At 72.0% G+C, this 16,622-nt stretch carries 9 protein-coding genes and 1 rRNA gene; 8 read left to right on the forward strand and 2 right to left on the reverse strand.

Annotation, left to right across the window (positions count from 1 at the left end; genetic code table 11):
• Together rrf and ACWDBE_RS29720 are read left to right on the forward strand one after the other, a co-directional pair.
• A 5S ribosomal RNA gene (rrf, locus tag ACWDBE_RS29715) occupies nt 1-83 on the forward strand; the annotation flags it as partial.
• A gap of 59 nt (nt 84-142) precedes the next feature.
• Nucleotides 143-988: a phosphatase PAP2 family protein gene (locus tag ACWDBE_RS29720; protein ID WP_449791051.1), complete on the forward strand. Its 846-nt coding sequence runs from the start codon at nt 143-145 to the stop codon at nt 986-988.
• On the opposite strand, the gene ACWDBE_RS29725 is transcribed toward ACWDBE_RS29720, so the two are convergent.
• Nucleotides 981-1,544 (reverse strand): GPR1/FUN34/YaaH family transporter, encoded by a 564-nt coding sequence (locus ACWDBE_RS29725; protein WP_449791052.1) that lies wholly within the window; start codon nt 1,542-1,544, stop codon nt 981-983. The two genes, ACWDBE_RS29720 and ACWDBE_RS29725, sit on opposite strands and share 8 nt — an antisense overlap.
• Nucleotides 1,545-1,849: 305 nt before the next feature.
• On the reverse strand, nt 1,850-4,411 hold the full coding sequence (locus ACWDBE_RS29730) for a SpoIIE family protein phosphatase (RefSeq protein WP_449791053.1): 2,562 nt from the start codon (nt 4,409-4,411) through the stop codon (nt 1,850-1,852).
• A gap of 482 nt (nt 4,412-4,893) precedes the next feature.
• Here ACWDBE_RS29730 and ACWDBE_RS29735 point away from each other — a divergent pair, with 482 nt between their 5' ends.
• The 6 genes from ACWDBE_RS29735 (at nt 4,894) to pgsA (ending at nt 16,614) form a co-directional block, all read left to right on the forward strand.
• Nucleotides 4,894-9,492, forward strand: coding sequence for a HAMP domain-containing protein (locus ACWDBE_RS29735; protein WP_449791114.1), 4,599 nt, complete (start codon nt 4,894-4,896; stop codon nt 9,490-9,492).
• Between the two features lie 292 nt (nt 9,493-9,784).
• Nucleotides 9,785-10,423 carry a response regulator gene (locus tag ACWDBE_RS29740; protein WP_392883744.1) on the forward strand — a complete coding sequence of 213 codons (639 nt, stop codon included), beginning with the start codon at nt 9,785-9,787 and terminating at the stop codon, nt 10,421-10,423.
• A 147-nt stretch (nt 10,424-10,570) separates the two neighbouring features.
• Nucleotides 10,571-13,246 (forward strand): DNA translocase FtsK, encoded by a 2,676-nt coding sequence (locus ACWDBE_RS29745; RefSeq protein ID WP_449809560.1) that lies wholly within the window; start codon nt 10,571-10,573, stop codon nt 13,244-13,246.
• A gap of 282 nt (nt 13,247-13,528) precedes the next feature.
• Nucleotides 13,529-14,392: a helix-turn-helix domain-containing protein gene (locus ACWDBE_RS29750; RefSeq protein ID WP_449791055.1), complete on the forward strand. Its 864-nt coding sequence runs from the start codon at nt 13,529-13,531 to the stop codon at nt 14,390-14,392.
• Nucleotides 14,393-14,488: 96 nt separating this feature from the next.
• On the forward strand, nt 14,489-15,979 hold the full coding sequence (gene rimO / locus ACWDBE_RS29755; protein ID WP_449791056.1) for a 30S ribosomal protein S12 methylthiotransferase RimO: 1,491 nt from the start codon (nt 14,489-14,491) through the stop codon (nt 15,977-15,979).
• A complete protein-coding gene (gene pgsA, locus ACWDBE_RS29760) occupies nt 15,976-16,614 on the forward strand; it encodes a CDP-diacylglycerol--glycerol-3-phosphate 3-phosphatidyltransferase (protein ID WP_449809561.1) in 639 nt (212 codons plus the stop codon). Before rimO ends, pgsA begins: the two co-directional genes overlap by 4 nt.
• Nucleotides 16,615-16,622 lie beyond the last annotated feature (8 nt).

Genomic DNA, 16,622 nt, shown 5'->3' on the forward strand with positions numbered 1-16,622 from the left:
ACATTCCGAACCCGGAAGCTAAGCCTCACAGCGCCGATGGTACTGCAGGGGGGACCCTGTGGGAGAGTAGGACGCCGCCGAACAATTCTTCTGAAAAGCCCCTTCCCATCCGGGAAGGGGCTTTTTGCGTTACCCTCTGCCAATGCAGAACCTGACCCTGACCTGGCAGTCCGCCGGGGCTGCCGCGATCGGTCTCCACACGGGCGCGTACGTCGCGGCGAAGGGGCGGAAGCCGGCGCTGTCCGCGCTGCTGCGGGAGGCCGGCACGCTGCTGGCGCTGTTCGCGCTCTGGCAGCTGGTCGGGCATCTGTCGGTGATGAGTACGGACCACGCGCTGGACCGTGCGAGCTGGATCCACCATACCGAGCAGGTGATCGGGCTGCCGGACGAGGCCTCCTGGCAGAAGGCGGTCACGCCCTACCCGGTGCTGGTGAGGCTGGCGAACTACTACTACGCGGTCATGCACTTCGCCGTGATGCTCGTCGTCCTGCTCTGGGTGTTCGTGCGGCACCGCGAGCGCTACACGTGGGTGCGCAACACGGTGGTGATCACGACCGCGGTCTGTCTGCTGGTGCAGTTCATCCCGGTGGCGCCGCCGCGGATGCTGCCGGAGAGCGGCTTCGTCGACGTGGCCGCCCAGTACGGGCAGTCGGTGTACGGCGGCGCGGTCGGCGGTGTGGTGGTGGCCGACCAGCTGTCGGCGATGCCCTCGGTGCACGTCGCCTGGTGCGTGCTGGCGGCGGTCGCGGTGATCCGGGTGTCAGGCAGTTCACTGCGGTGGATGATGGTGCTGCATCCGGTGTTGACGGTGGCGGTGGTCGTGGTGACGGCCAACCACTTCTGGTTGGACGGCATCGTGGCCGTGGCGATCCTGCTCCTCGCCTACTCCGTGCTGGCGTTGGCGGCACGCCGACGGGGCCGGGTCTCCGTGGGGACGGAGGTCCGGCCCCGCGGCACCGCCGAGGAGCGGCTTGAGCAGGTCACCTGAGCGGCAGGGCGACCTTCCCCCAGGCGCCGTTGCTCAGCGCGGAGGTGGCCCAGTACCAGGCGGCGAGCCCGGACACGGCCGCGATCCAGCCGGCGGCCTTGCCCAGCCCGCCGTAGCCGCCGAAGGTGGCGATGGCGGAGAGCAGAAGGGAGGCCGTCAACAGGCCGTAGACGACGCGGCTGAGCAGGTTCGCGCCCCAGCTCGCGGCGGTGAGGGTGAGTGCGAGCAGGGCCCACAGCAGCAGGAAGAGGCCGGCGGCGTTCTTGCCGGCCCCGCCGGCCGCTGACCAGGTCGCCCAGAAGGCGCCGAGGCTGGTGAAGGCGGTTCCGGTGAAGCCCTCGCCGCCGCGGAGCTGCCAGAGGCCCGCGATGAAGAGGGTTGCGCCGCCGAGCAGATGGGCGAGGTGGGCCGCGTTCCCGACTCCGACGCCGTGCAGGACGCCGGTCGAGAGCAGGCCGTAGGCGAGGAGTGTCAGGCCGAGCGCGAGGTAGCCGAGGTTACTCGCGTCGGCGCCGGTGGATCGGGCGTTCGTTGCCCCGGTAGCGTCGTTGCTCACCGGAGGCTCCTTTCACTCTGGGCGCGCGCAGGGCGCGGTGACGCCGTGGTGTCGTCAGGAGGAGTGGAGGCGGGTGGAGAGAGCGGATGCGCGCGACCGCGCCGAGGGCGCACGGCGGTGAGCGTGCGCGGGCCGCGGTCGGAGGTGATGGGCCGTCGGACGTGTCGGGCCTGCGGAGAACCCGCTGGTCGCGTCCCCGGCCGGGGGAAGTCCCGGTGAGATCGGTCTACCCGACCCGGCCCGCTTGTACCATTGTGAATATAACAATTTGTGACTGCGTCAGTACGGCATGAGCCGCGGGGGTCTCACTCCTTGCGCTGGGTGGGCACCCGCAGGGTCAGGATCGCCATGTCGTCTGACGGCGGCTCCGGGGCGAAGCGCTCGACCGCGCGCTGCACCCGTGCCGCGACCGCGCCGGCGGTCAGGCCGGTGCAGCCGGTGAGCACCTCGGCGAGGCCGTCGTCGCCCAGCATCCGGCGGCCCTCGCGGCGTTCGGTGACCCCGTCGGTGACGCAGAGCAGGACCTCGCCGGGGGCGAGCACCAGGTGTTCGGCGGTGAGGTCGAGGTCGTCCATGACGCCGAGCAGCGGCTGCGGGGTGGCGGCGCGGTCGACCTGGCCGTCGGTGCGCAGTCGCAGCGGCAGCGGGTGGCCGGCGCAGACCAGGGAGAGTTCGGTGCTGCCGTCCGGGCGGGGCGTCAGCTCGCCGTAGAGCAGGGTGAGGAAGCGGCTGCGCGCGCCCTCGTCCAGGATGGCCGCGTTGAGTCGGCGCAGCACCTGCGGGGCGTCCAGGCCCTCGCGGGCGAGCAGCCGCAGCGAGTGCCGGGCCAGGCCGGTGACCGAGGCGGCCTCGGGGCCGGTGCCGCAGACGTCGCCGATGGCGAAGCCGTAGGTGCCCTCGCGGATGGTGAACAGGTCGTAGAAATCGCCGCCGACCTCGTTGCCCTCGCCGGCCGCCTGGTAGTAGACGTCCACCTCGACGCCGGGGATCTCCGGAAGGTCCGGCGGGAGCAGGCTGCGCTGGAGGGCCTGGCTGGTGGCGGTGCGCTCGGAGTAGAGGCGCGAGTTGTCCAGGGCGAGGGCGGCCCGGCGGGAGAGGTCCTCGGCGAGTTCGAGGATCTCCTGGCGGAACCGGACGCCGGCCGGGACGCCGAGCGCCAGCAGGCCGATCACGCGGTTGCGGGCGGTCAGCGCGAGGACGACGGTCTCGCCGAGCAGGCCGGCGAGTTCCGGGCCGTCGGTGAGGCCGCCGGCCTCGGCGGTGTCGGTGGGGGCCGTCCAGAACCGGACGCCGTGGGTGGGGCCGGCCTCCGGGACGGGGGTCTTGTCGAGCAGGTCGCGCAGCGGGTCGATGCGGTCCTCGTCCTCGTGCAGGACGAAGGCGAGCCGGGCCGGGGAGGAGTGGTCGGCGGTGGTGTAGACGGCGCACCAGGAGGCGAGGGTGGGGACGGCCATCTGGGCCATCAGGGCGAGGGTCTGCTCGTGTTCGAGGGTGCCGGCCAGCAGGTCGGAGGCCTCGACCAGGAAGGAGAGCGAGCCGCGGCGGAGCCGTTCGAGCTCGGTCAGCCGGGTGCTCTCGACGGCGAGGGCGACCCGGTCGGCGGCGAACTGGAGGCGCAGCGCGTCCTCGTTGTCGTAGCGGCCCGGCACGGCGGCGGCGATGCCGAGCGAGCCGATCAGCCGGCCCTCGACCTTGAGCGGGACGGTGATCAGGGAGCGCATGCCGCTGTCGGAGAGCAGCGGCAGGCCGGTGGGCCGGGCGGAGAGGTCCTCGTGGACGGAGGGCAGCCGGGCGGAGTCGTAGCGGTTGCCGGTCCCGACCGGGAAGCGGGCGTGCCGGCGGTGTCCTGCGGTGAGGCCGGTGGCGGCGCGGACCTCGAACTCGGCCTCGTCGTCCGTGGTGAGCAGCAGGTACGCGGCGTCGCCGTCGAGCAGGTCGCGGGCGCGTTCGACGGTGCGCTGGAGCAGGGTGTCGAGGTCGTCGGTGGCGACCGGACCGGCCAGCAGGTCGAGCCGGGAGCCGGCCTGCTCGGGGCGCTCGCCGGGCAGGGCGCGGGCGGGGGAGCGCAGCACCGCTCTGTCGGGTTCGAGGACGAGCAGACAGAGCGTGGAGGGGACGCCCTCGGTGTCGCGCAGCCGGACCTGGACGCCGTACACCTCGACCTCGCGGCCGTCCTGGCGGCGGATGCCGTAGCCGCCCTCCCAGCGGGCCATCCGCAGGGTGTCGGTCAGATCGAGGCCGCGGGCCGGGGGCTGCGGCCAGACCGCGAGGTCGGCCCAGGGACGGCCGAGGACGGCGGCGGCGGGGTACTGGAAGAGGGCCTCGGCGTCCGGGTTCCAGGCCAGCACCCGGCCGTCCTCGTCGAGTTGGACGACGGCGACGTGCACCGGTCCCGGGCCGCTGGGCAGGTCGCTGCCGGGGGTGGCGGGAACGGCGTAGCGGGTGCCGAGCACGTGTGCGGGCAGGGTGAGGCGGAACCAGACGGTCTTGCGGCCGGCCGCGTACTCGACGCCCCACCGTTCGGCGAGGGCGGAGCACATCAGCAGGCCGCGGCCGCCCTCGCCGTCCGGGTCGGCGTAGCGGTCGGAGTCGGTGACCGGACCGTCGCCGAGCGAGGGCAGGCCGCGCTCGGGGTGGTGGTCGGTGACCTCGATCCGGACGCTCTCCTCCTCGCGCAGGCAGCAGACCTCCGCGGCGGTGCCGGCGTGCACGACGGCGTTGGTGACGAGCTCGCTGACCAGCACGACCGCGTCGTCGACGACCTCGGGCAGGCCCCAACCGAGCAGCGCGTCCCGGACGAAGCCCCGCGCGGCGGCCGCGGACCGGCCGTCGGGGTCGAAGGTGGCGGCTGCGCGCGCGGTGACCACGTTGCCACTTCTCCTCTGCTGCTCTTGCCCTGGCTGTCCGGGGTGCGGCGCCGAATCCCCGTGCGCGCCGTCGGGGTGATCGGCGGCGCTGGGTCGGGTCGTGGCCCGGTGCAGCGCTCCACCCTACTTTCCGCTTGGTTCCCCGTGGGGGCGGGGAGTCGAAACAGGCACCAGAGGGTGATTCTGCCCACCATGTTTCGGACGGTGCGGTACCAACCGAGCGCAACCGGCCGTGCACCCAATGCCAGTGCTGCCAGACTGGGGGGTCCGCGACGGCCCGTGCGAGCAGTACGGTCGTGTGGGTGCCGGCGCGTCGAGGGCCGCCGGTACGCAGCCCAGCCGGGTCGGTGCCCAGGTGCGTGCCGCACCGGCACGGCCGGTCACCGGACAGTTCACGATGTGGGAGGGGCCCGTTGAGTTCGGCCACCAAGGACGCAACCGGAACGACGCCGCCCGCTCCGCGCGGTGGGCGCCCCGGGGCCGTGCCGCGGAACGCGGCCGGCCGCCGGGCGAGCCACAACCGTGGCGCGGAGCCCGCCGAGCTGCGCAAGCTGCTGTCGGCTCTGACCGCGATGCGGGACGGCAACTTCCGCCGCCGGCTGACCGTCCCGGGGGACGGGCCGCTGGCGGAGATCGCGGCGGTGTTCAACGAGGTCGCCGAGCGCAACCAGCACCTGACCGGTGAACTGGCGCGGGTGCGGCGGGCGGTGGGCCGCGAGGGTCGGCTGAACGAGCGGCTGGAGACCGGCGCGGGCGAGGGCGCCTGGATGGCGGCGGTCGACAACTGCAACGCGCTGATCGACGACCTGGCCCGCCCGATGGCCGAGGTGGGCCGGGTGCTCACCTCGATCGCCGAGGGCGACCTGGACCAGAAGATGGAGCTGCGCTCGCTGCACAGCAACGGGGTGAGCCACCCGCTGCGTGGCGAGTACCTGAAGATCGGGCGGACCGTCAACGGACTGGTGGACCAGCTCTCCGAGTTCACCGACGAGGTGACCCGGGTGGCCCGCGAGGTCGGCACCGAGGGCAAGCTCGGCGGCCAGGCCAAGGTCCGCAGCGTGTCCGGCAGTTGGAAGGACCTGGCGGACTCGGTCAACACCATGGCGGGCCGGCTGACCGCCCAGGTGCGCAACATCGCCCAGGTGACCACGGCGGTGGCCAAGGGCGACCTCTCCCGCAAGGTCACCGTCGAGGTGGCCGGCGAGATGCTGGAGCTGAAGAACACCGTCAACACGATGGTGGACCAGCTGAACGGATTCGCCGCCCAGGTCACCGCGGTGGCCAGGGACGTGGGGACGGAGGGCCGGCTCGGCGGTCAGGCCCAGGTGCCGGGCGTGGCCGGGGTCTGGCGGGACCTGACCGACTCGGTGAACTTCATGGCCGACAACCTGACCGGCCAGGTGCGCAACATCGCCCAGGTGACCACGGCGGTGGCGCGCGGGGACCTCTCGCAGAAGATCGAGGTCGACGCGCGCGGCGAGATGCTGGAGCTGAAGAACACCGTCAACACGATGGTCGACCAGCTCTCCGGCTTCGCCGAGCAGGTGACCAGGGTGGCCCGCCAGGTGGGCACCGAGGGACGGCTCGGCGGTCAGGCGCAGGTGCCCTGGGCGGCCGGGGTCTGGCGGGACCTGACCGACAACGTCAACTTCATGGCGAACAACCTCACCGATCAGGTGCGCAACATCGCCCAGGTGACGACCGCGGTCGCCAAAGGCGACCTGTCGCAGAAGATCCAGGTGGACGCGCGCGGGGAGATCCTGGAGCTGAAGAACACCATCAACACGATGGTGGACCAGCTGGGCGCGTTCGCGGACGAGGTCACCCGGGTCGCCCGGGACGTCGGTACCGAGGGCATCCTCGGCGGCCAGGCCAGCGTGCCCGGCGTGGCCGGGATCTGGAAGGACCTGACCAACTCCGTCAACCTGATGGCCAACAACCTGACCAGCCAGGTGCGGAACATCGCCGAGGTGACCACCGCGGTGGCGCGCGGCGACGTCTCCAAGAAGATCACCGTCGACGCCCGGGGCGAGATCCTGGAGCTGGTGACCACCGTCAACACCATGGTCGACCAGCTGTCGGCGTTCGCCGACGAGGTGACCAGGGTCGCCCGCGAGGTGGGCACCGAGGGCATCCTGGGCGGCCAGGCCCGGGTGCGCGGGGTGTCGGGCATCTGGAAGGACCTGACCGACAACGTCAACTTCATGGCGTCGAACCTGACCGGACAGGTGCGCAACATCGCCGAGGTCGCCGGTGCGGTGGCCCGCGGCGACCTCTCCAAGAAGATCGCCGTCGACGCGCAGGGCGAGGTGGCGGCGCTCGCCGCGACCCTCAACACCATGGTCGACCAGCTGTCCTCCTTCGCGGTGGAGGTCACCAGGGTGGCCCGCGAGGTCGGCACCGACGGCACCCTGGGCGGCCAGGCGAGCGTGCCGGGCGTGGCCGGGATCTGGAAGGACCTGACCGACAACGTCAACCAGATGGCCAACAACCTCACCGGTCAGGTGCGGAACATCGCGCTGGTGATCACCGCGGTGGCCCGCGGCGACCTCTCGCAGAAGATCGACGTCGACGCGCGCGGCGAGATCCTCCAGCTCAAGACGAACATCAACACCATGGTCGACCAGCTCTCGGCCTTCGCCGACGAGGTCACCCGGGTCGCCCGCGAGGTGGGCACCGACGGACGGCTCGGCGGCCAGGCCCGGGTGCCCGGCGTGGACGGCACCTGGCAGGACCTCACCGAGTCGGTGAACGAGCTGGCCAACAACCTGACCCGGCAGGTGCGCGCGATCGCCCAGGTCGCCACCGCGGTCACCAGGGGCGACCTGAGCCTGCGGATCGACGTGGACGCCGCGGGCGAGCTCGACGAGCTCAAGGACAACATCAACCAGATGATCGCCAACCTGCGCGAGACCACCCGCACCAACCAGGAGCAGGACTGGCTCAAGACCAACCTGGCCCGGATCTCCGGCCTGCTCCAGGGCCGCCGGGACCTGGAGGCGGTCGCCTCGCTGATCATGACCGAGCTGACCCCGGTGGTCTCCGCCCAGCACGGCGCCTTCTTCCTCGCCCAGCCGGCCGGCCGCACCGCCGAACTGATCACCGAGGACGACGACGAGAACGACACCGTGCTGCGCCTGATCGGCAGCTACGGCTACCAGCGGCGGGCGATGCCGACCACCTTCCGGCCCGGCGAGTCGCTGATCGGCCAGGCCGCGGTGGAGAAGCGGGCGATCATCCTCAAGGAGGCGCCGCCCGGGTACCTGAAGATCGCCTCCGGGCTCGGCGAGGCCTCCCCGGCCCACATCGTGGTGCTTCCGGTGCAGTTCGAGGGCCGGCTGCTGGGCGTGATCGAGCTGGCCACCTTCAGCTCCTTCACCACCGTCGCGCTGGACTTCCTGAACCAGATCGCCGACCTGATCGGCGTCACCGTCAACACCATCAGCGTCAACACCAAGACCGAGGGCCTGCTGCTGGAGTCCCAGCGGCTGACCGCCGAACTCTCGATGCGGTCCGCCGAGTTGGAGGCCCGCCAGGAGGAACTGGAGCGCACCAACGAGGAGTTGCAGGAGAAGGCCGAGCAACTAGCCCAGCAGAACCGCGACATCGAGATCAAGAACGGTGAGATCGAGGAGGCCCGGCAGGTCCTGGAGGAGCGTGCCGAGCAGCTCGCCCTGGCCTCCCGGTACAAGAGCGAGTTCCTCGCCAACATGTCGCACGAGCTGCGCACCCCGCTCAACTCGCTGCTGATCCTGGCCAAGCTGCTCTCCGACAACAACGAGGGCAACCTCTCGCCCAAGCAGGTGGAGTTCGCCGACACCATCCACGGCGCGGGCTCCGACCTGCTCCAGCTGATCAACGACATCCTCGACCTGTCCAAGGTCGAGGCCGGCAAGATGGACGTCCGCCCGGCCCGGATCGCCCTGGTCCAGCTGGTCGACTACGTCGAGGCGACCTTCCAGCCGGTCGCGCTGGACAAGAGCCTGGACTTCGCCGTCCGGGTCTCGCCCGCCCTGCCGGTCACCCTGCACACCGACGAGCAGCGGCTCCAGCAGGTGCTGCGCAACCTGATCTCCAACGCGGTGAAGTTCACCGACTCCGGAGCCGTCGACTTCTCGATCCGCCCGGCGGGCCGGGAGGTCCCGCAGCACGTGCGCGAGCGGCTGCTGGAGTCCGGTTCGATCAAGGGCCCGGACGACGAGCTGATCGCCTTCGCGGTCTCCGACACGGGCATCGGCATCCCCGGCAACAAGCTGCGGGAGATCTTCGAGGCTTTCAAGCAGGCCGACGGCACCACCAGCCGCAAGTACGGCGGCACCGGCCTCGGCCTGTCCATCAGCCGCGAGATCGCCCGGCTGCTCGGCGGCGAGATCCACGCCGAGAGCGAGCTGGGCAAGGGCTCCACGTTCACGCTCTACCTGCCGCTGCGCACCGAGGCCCCGGAGACCGTCGGCGAGCCGCGCCAGGGCGCGCCGAACGGCCTGACGCCGCGCGCCTCGGTCGGGGTGACCCCGGTGGGCCTGCCAGTGCCGGTCGGCGAGAACCCGGCCGACCACTGGGCCCAGGAGGTCCGCGAGCTGGCCGAGGAACGCCGCCGGGGCGCGCTGGAGCGCCGCCGCAGCGCCGCCCTGGAGAGCGCCGCCGGACCGCGGACGGTGGAGCCCGCCCCGCCCCGCCCGGTCGACGGGGGCCGCCGCTTCGACGGCCAGCAGGTGCTGATCGTGGACGACGACGTCCGCAACGTGTTCGCCCTCACCAGCGTGCTGGAGCAGCACGGCCTGACCGTCCTGTACGCGGAGAACGGCCGCGAGGGCATCGAGATGCTGGAGCAGCACGAGAGCGTGGCGCTGGTCCTGATGGACATCATGATGCCGGAGATGGACGGCTACGCGACCACCGAGGCGATCCGCCGGATGCCCCAGTTCGCCGGCCTGCCGATCATCGCGCTGACCGCCAAGGCGATGAAGGGCGACCGGGAGAAGTCGCTGCAGGCGGGCGCCACCGACCACATCACCAAGCCGGTGGAGACCGACCACCTGCTGTCGGTCATGCACGAGTGGTTGAGCGGGAACCGCGCGTGATCGCGAAGGGAGGAGTGACCCCGGGCCGGGCTCCGGGGTTCACTCCGGCCGGGCGGTCGGTTTGCTGGCGGTCGGGCCCGGGAACCGGGTAGGGTCACGGATCGTTGCGAACAGTGACCGGACGGCGACACGCTGCTGAGCGTGCGCCGGAGCACTGGCAGCGCGCCGCTCCGGATCGGTCACGACGGGGCGATGTGCCGGGCGAGGGGGTGCGGCTAGCATGACCGGGGTAGCGGTGGGCAGTACGCGGGTGCCTGCACCGGGCGGCAGGCAGGCGACAGGAGGGCGAGCCCTGATGCAGAAGGCCAAGATCCTCCTGGTCGACGACCGACCGGAGAACCTGCTGGCGCTGGAGGCGATCCTCTCGGCCCTGGACCAGACACTGGTCCGCGCGGCCTCCGGTGAGGAGGCGCTGAAGGCGCTGCTCACCGACGACTTCGCGGTGATCCTGCTGGACGTCCAGATGCCGGGGATGGACGGCTTCGAGACCGCCGCCCACATCAAGCGCCGCGAGCGCACCCGGGACATCCCGATCATCTTCCTGACCGCGATCAACCACGGTCCGCACCACACCTTCCGCGGCTACGCGGCCGGCGCGGTGGACTACATCTCCAAGCCCTTCGACCCGTGGGTGCTGCGCGCCAAGGTCTCCGTCTTCGTCGACCTGTACGCGAAGAACTGCCAGCTGAAGGAGCAGGCGGCGCTGCTGCGCCTGCAGCTGGAGGAGGGCGGCGACGGGCAGGCCCTCGGCGGCGCGCTGCTGGGCGAGCTGTCCGCGCGGCTGGCGGCGGTCGAGGAGCAGGCCGAGGCGCTCGGCAAGCAGCTGGACGGCGGCGAGGACGCCGGGGTGGCCGCCACCGCCGCGCACCTGGAGCGCAAGCTCGCGGGGCTGCGCCGGGCCCTGGACGCGATGCGCCCGGGCAGTTCCTGATTCCTGCCGCCGGTTCACCCGTCCGGGTGGTCCTGATGCGGCGACCGGGTGAATCCCGGTCAGGGTGACGGTGTGTCTGCGACACGTCCGGGCGCCCGGCCTCGGGCACATGTGCACTGGTCGCCCGCCCCGGTAGGCTGCTGACCCATGGCCACTCGCACGCCCGGGAACGCAGCACGTAAGACGAGTCCGGGACCGTCCAAGAAGGCCGCGGCGAAGGCACCGGCCAAGCCGCCCGCGAAGAAGGCGGCGGCGAAGAAGGCGGCTCCCGCGAAGCGGACGGCGGCCAAGTCGGCCCCGCCCGCCCCGAAACCGTCCAGGTCGGTGCTGATGGGCGCGCTCAACGCGCTGGGCAGCCCGATCGCCGCGATCTTCCGGGGCTTCGGCGACGGTGCCAAGAACCTGCACCCGGACCACCGCAAGGACGGCGTGGGCCTGCTGCTGTTCGCGCTCGCGCTGGTGACCGCGGCCGGCACCTGGTTCACCCCGCAGGGCTGGCTGGGCGAGGGCGCCACCGCCGTGGTGTCCGGGCTGTTCGGCCGGCTCGACGTCCTGGTGCCGTTCCTGCTGGCCGCGATGGCGATCCGGCTCTGGCGCCACCCGGAGCTGCCGGAGGCCAACGGACGGATCATGATCGGGCTGAGCGCGCTGCTGGTCGGCGTCCTCGGCCTGGTCCACATCGGCTGCGGCGCGCCCATGATGGGCAGCGGCGCCTCCCGGATACGGGCGGCCGGCGGGATCATCGGCTGGGCCGCGTCCACCCCGATGATGGCCGCCGCCGGGCCGGCGCTCGCGGTGCCGCTGCTCCTGCTGCTGGCGTTCTTCGGCCTGCTGGTCGTCACCGCCACGCCGATCAACCGGATCGGCGAGCGGGTGCGGGGGATCGGCATACGGCTCGGCGTGGTCGAGCCCAGGCCCGAGGACGAGCTGCACTGGGGGCGCACGCCGGAGCGCGAGCCGTCCACCGACCCGCCGGAGGACGCCGACCCCGACGCGCTGCCGTTCACCGTGGACACGGACGGCGACGACCCCTCGGACGAGGTGGCCGCCCGCCGTCGCCGCCGCCGGCGCAAGCAGACCGAGGAGCCGGAGGACGCCGAGCGGATCTCCCTGGACAAGGAGCCGCTGGACCCGTACGCCACCCGCGACCTCGCCGCCGGCGCGGCCGCCGACCTGGACGGCGCGTTGGTCTACGGCGTGCCCGCCTCCTCCGCGGTGGCGGACATGATGCACCAGGTGCAGGACCGCACCGCACCGCCGGAGGAGCCCGCCGTCCCGGCCGCCCGCAGCGGTGGCCCGGGCGCGCCCGGGGAGCACGGCGCGGCGCCGGTGCGGATGGAGCAGCTCCAGCTCGGCGAGGGCATCACCTACGCCCTGCCCTCGCTGGACCTGCTGGAGCGCGGCGGCCCGGCCAAGGCCCGCAGCGCCCTCAACGACGAGGTGGTCGCCCAGCTCACCGGCACCTTCTCCGAGTTCAAGGTGGACGCCAAGGTCACCGGCTTCACCCGGGGCCCGACGGTCACCCGCTACGAGGTCGAGCTCGGCCCGGCCGTCAAGGTGGAGCGGATCACCGCGCTCGCCAAGAACATCGCGTACGCGGTGGCCAGCCCGGACGTGCGGATCATCAGTCCGATCCCGGGCAAGTCCGCAGTCGGCATCGAGATCCCCAACCGGGACCGCGAGATGGTCAACCTCGGCGACCTGCTGCGCTCGCGCACGGCCGCCGAGGACACCCACCCGATGGTCGTCGGCATGGGCAAGGACGTCGAGGGCCACACGGTGATGGCCAACCTCGCCAAGATGCCGCACATCCTGGTGGCCGGCGCGACCGGTGCGGGCAAGTCGTCCTGCATCAACTGCCTGATCACCTCGATCCTCGCCCGGGCCACCCCGGACGAGGTGCGGATGGTGCTGGTCGACCCCAAGCGGGTCGAGCTGACCGCGTACGAGGGCATCCCGCACCTGATCACGCCGATCATCACCAACCCCAAGAAGGCCGCCGAGGCCCTCCAGTGGGTGGTGCGCGAGATGGACATGCGCTACGACGACCTCGCGGCGTTCGGCTTCCGGCACGTGGACGACTTCAACGCGGCCGTGCGGGCCGGCAAGGTCACCCCGCCGCTGGGCAGCGAGCGCGAGCTGACGCCGTACCCGTACCTGCTGGTGATCGTCGACGAGCTGGCCGACCTGATGATGGTCGCGCCGCGCGACGTCGAGGACTCGGTGGTCCGGATCACCCAGCTGGCCCGCGCGGCCGGCATCCACCTGGTGCTCGCCACCCAGCGGCCCTCGGTGGACGTGGTCACCGGCCTGATCAAGGCCAACGTGCCGTCCCGGCTGGCCTTCGCGACCTCCGCGATGGCCGACTCCCGGGTCATCCTGGACCAGCCCGGTGCGGAGAAGCTGATCGGCAAGGGCGACGCGCTCTTCCTGCCGATGGGCGCGAGCAAGCCGATCCGCATGCAGGGCGCGTTCGTCACCGAGGCGGAGATCGCCAAGGTGGTGCAGCACTGCAAGGACCAGCTGACCGCCGTCTACCGGGACGACGTGACGGCCGGGGGCGGGCCGAAGAAGGAGATCGACGAGGAGATCGGCGACGACCTGGACCTGCTGATCCAGGCGGCCGAGCTGGTGGTCTCCACCCAGTTCGGCTCGACCTCGATGCTCCAGCGCAAGCTCCGGGTCGGCTTCGCCAAGGCCGGCCGGCTGATGGACCTGATGGAGTCGCGCGGCATCGTCGGCCCGAGCGAGGGCTCCAAGGCCCGCGACGTGCTGGTCAAGCCGGACGAGCTGGACGGGGTGCTGATCACCCTTCGGGGTTGACGGACCGGGCCGTGCGGGGCCCGGCCCGTGTCCTGACCCAGGTGTCACTCGTTCGGAGGAGGGTAGGCGCCGTGAGGGGAACCGAACGTCCGTACGTCGCGTCACACGGCGGAAAGCGGACGCCGGGTTCCCGGCGCGGCTCCGCTGACGGCTCGTCAGCGAAGTGTCGGACCCAGGTCGGACAGGGCGCGCGCATTCGGGCCCGTTCCGCTTGAGAAACGATCCGCCCACGCCCCTAGACTGTTCCCCAGCAGGTGGCCATCCGCTCGAAAGGCGTGCCCCGTGACCATCGGCAAGTCCCCCGACCGCGAGAACGCCACGTCGTCCGTCGAGCCGACCGACGACGCGGTGCAGGCGGCCGATGCCCCGAGCATCGGCCGGGTGCTGTCCACCGCCCGGATCGACGCGGGGCTCACGGTGGAGCAGGTGAGTACCGCCACCCGGGTGCGGGTGCCGATCGTCCATGCCATCGAGGGGGACGACTTCGCCCGCTGCGGCGGCGACTTCTACGCCCGCGGGCACATCCGGCTGATCGCCCGGGTGGTCGGCCTGGACGGCGAGGAACTGGTCGCCCGGTACGACGCCGCGCACGGCGGCTCGCCCGCCGACAAGCGCCCGGCGACCCAGCTGATCGACAGCGGCCCGATCAGGGTGCCCCGCCGCGGCCGGCCGAACTGGGCGGCCGCCATGGTCGCCGCGATCGTCGCCGTGGTCGCGCTGATCGGCTTCAACCTGGTCAGCGGCAAGGGCGGCCACGGCGCCACCGGCTCGGCCAGCGCGCCGCTGCCCAGCGGTTCCGGGACCGGCTCGCTCTCCCCCGCGTCCACGCCCGCCGTCCAGCCGCCGGCGCCCGAGCCGAGCGCCGCCGCGATCGCCGCCGTCCCGGCCGACAAGGTCACCGTGAAGCTGGTCGCCGAGGGCACCAGCTGGGTCTCGGCGATGGACGGCAACGGCAAGTCGCTGTTCCAGAACAACATCAGCAAGGGCCAGGACCAGACCTTCACCGACCCCAAGCAGATCAAGCTGGTGCTCGGCAACGGCGGGGCCGTGCACGCGTACGTCAACGGGAAGGACCTCGGTCTCCTCGGCAAGGACGGGCAGGTGGTGCACGTCACGTACACCCCCGGAGACCCGCAGGCTGGCTGACCACAGGGGTCGGAACGCCCACTGATGATCAGCTGATCCAAGGCGCGCGCCCTCCGGGGCGAACGGCACCGGAGCCCGCGCGTTAATCTTGGCCCTATGCCTGAACGCCGTACTGTCGCCCTTGTCACGCTCGGATGCGCCCGCAACGAGGTGGATTCCGAGGAACTCGCCGGGCGACTGGAAGCCGACGGCTGGTTGCTCGTCGACGACGCCGCCGAAGCGGACGTCGCCGTGGTCAACACCTGCGGCTTCGTCGAGGCCGCCAAGAAGGACTCCGTGGACGCCCTGCTGGAGGCCAACGACCTCAAGGGGCACGGCCGCACCCAGGCCGTCGTCGCGGTCGGCTGCATGGCCGAGCGGTACGGCAAGGAGCTCGCCGACGCCCTGCCCGAGGCGGACGGCGTCCTCGGCTTCGACGACTACACCAACATCTCCGACCGCCTGCAGACCATCCTCTCCGGCGGCCACCACGCCCCGCACCTGCCGCGCGACCGCCGCAAGCTGCTGCCGATCAGCCCGGCCGAGCGGCAGTCCGCCGCCGAGGCCGTCGCCCTGCCCGGCCACGGCACCGAGGCCGCCGCCGAGCCGATCGCCGACCTGCCCGACGGCCTCGCCCCCGCCTCCGGCCCGCGCACCCTGCGCAAGCGGCTGGACGACAGCCCGGTCGCCTCGGTCAAGCTCGCCTCCGGCTGCGACCGCCGGTGCTCGTTCTGCGCCATCCCGGCCTTCCGCGGCTCCTTCATCTCCCGCCGGCCCTCCGACGTGCTGAACGAGGCCCAGTGGCTGGCCGGGCAGGGCGTGCGCGAGATCGTCCTGGTGAGCGAGAACAACACCTCGTACGGCAAGGACCTCGGCGACATCCGGCTGCTGGAGACGCTGCTCGGCGAGATCGCCGCGATCGAGGGCGTCGAGCGGGTCCGGGTCTCCTACCTCCAGCCGGCCGAGATGCGCCCCGGTCTGATCGACTCGATGACCGGGACCGCCGACGTGGTGCCCTACTTCGACCTGTCCTTCCAGCACTCGGCGCCCGCCGTGCTGCGCCGGATGCGGCGCTTCGGCTCCACCGACCAGTTCCTGGAACTGCTGGGGACCATCCGCGACAAGGCCCCGCAGGCCGGCGCCCGGTCCAACTTCATCGTCGGCTTCCCCGGCGAGACCGAGGAGGACTTCGCCGAGCTGGAGCGCTTCGTCACGCACGCCGGGCTGGACGCGATCGGCGTCTTCGGCTACTCGGACGAGGACGGCACCGAGGCCGCGACCTACGACGGCAAGCTCGCCGAGGACGTGATCGCCGACCGGCTGGACCGGCTGAGCCGACTGGCCGAGGAGATGACCGCCCAGCGGGCCGAGCAGCGGATCGGCACCGAGGTCGAGGTGCTAATCGAGTCGATCGAGGACGGCGTGGTCGAGGGCCGCTCCGCCCACCAGGCCCCGGAGACCGACGGCCTGACCACCCTCACCGGTGTCGAGGCCCCCGAGATCGGCCAGTTCTGGCGGGCCAGGGTCGTCGCCAGCGAGGGCGTCGACCTGATCGCCGAGGCGCTGGAGCAGGTGCGGTCGCCCAAGACCTCGGGAGTCGGGGAATGACCAAGGGGCCCGGCGCTCCGGCCGCGGCCCACCCGGGCAGACCGGTGGCCGCGGTGCCGTCGACCCCGGGGGTCTGGAACATCGCCAACGTGCTCACGATGGTCCGGGTGCTGCTGGTGCCGGTCTTCGTGGCGCTGCTGTTCGCCGACGGCGGGCACAACCCCAAGTGGCGCTCCGTCGCCTGGGCCTCGTTCGCGATCGCGATGATCACCGACCTGTTCGACGGCGAACTGGCCCGGCGCAAGGGCCTGGTCACCGACTTCGGGAAGATCGCCGACCCGATCGCCGACAAGGCGATCATGGGCTCGGCGCTGATCGGTCTCTCGCTGCTCGGCGACCTGCCCTGGTGGGTCACCGCGGTGATCCTGGCCCGCGAACTCGGCATCACGCTGATGCGGTTCTGGGTGATCCGCTACGGGGTCATCCCGGCCAGCCGCGGCGGCAAGCTCAAGACGCTGACCCAGGGCACCGCGGTCGGCATGTACGTACTGGACCTGACCGGCTGGCTGGCCACCGGGCGGGCCGTGCTGATGGGGCTGGCGGTGCTGCTGACCGTCGGTACCGCGCTGGACTACATCGGGCAGGCGCTGCGACTGCGCCGCGAGGGACTGGCCGCGGCGCGGTCGGGCCGCTGAGCGACGGG

The organism is Kitasatospora sp. NPDC001132 (assembly GCF_053598415.1).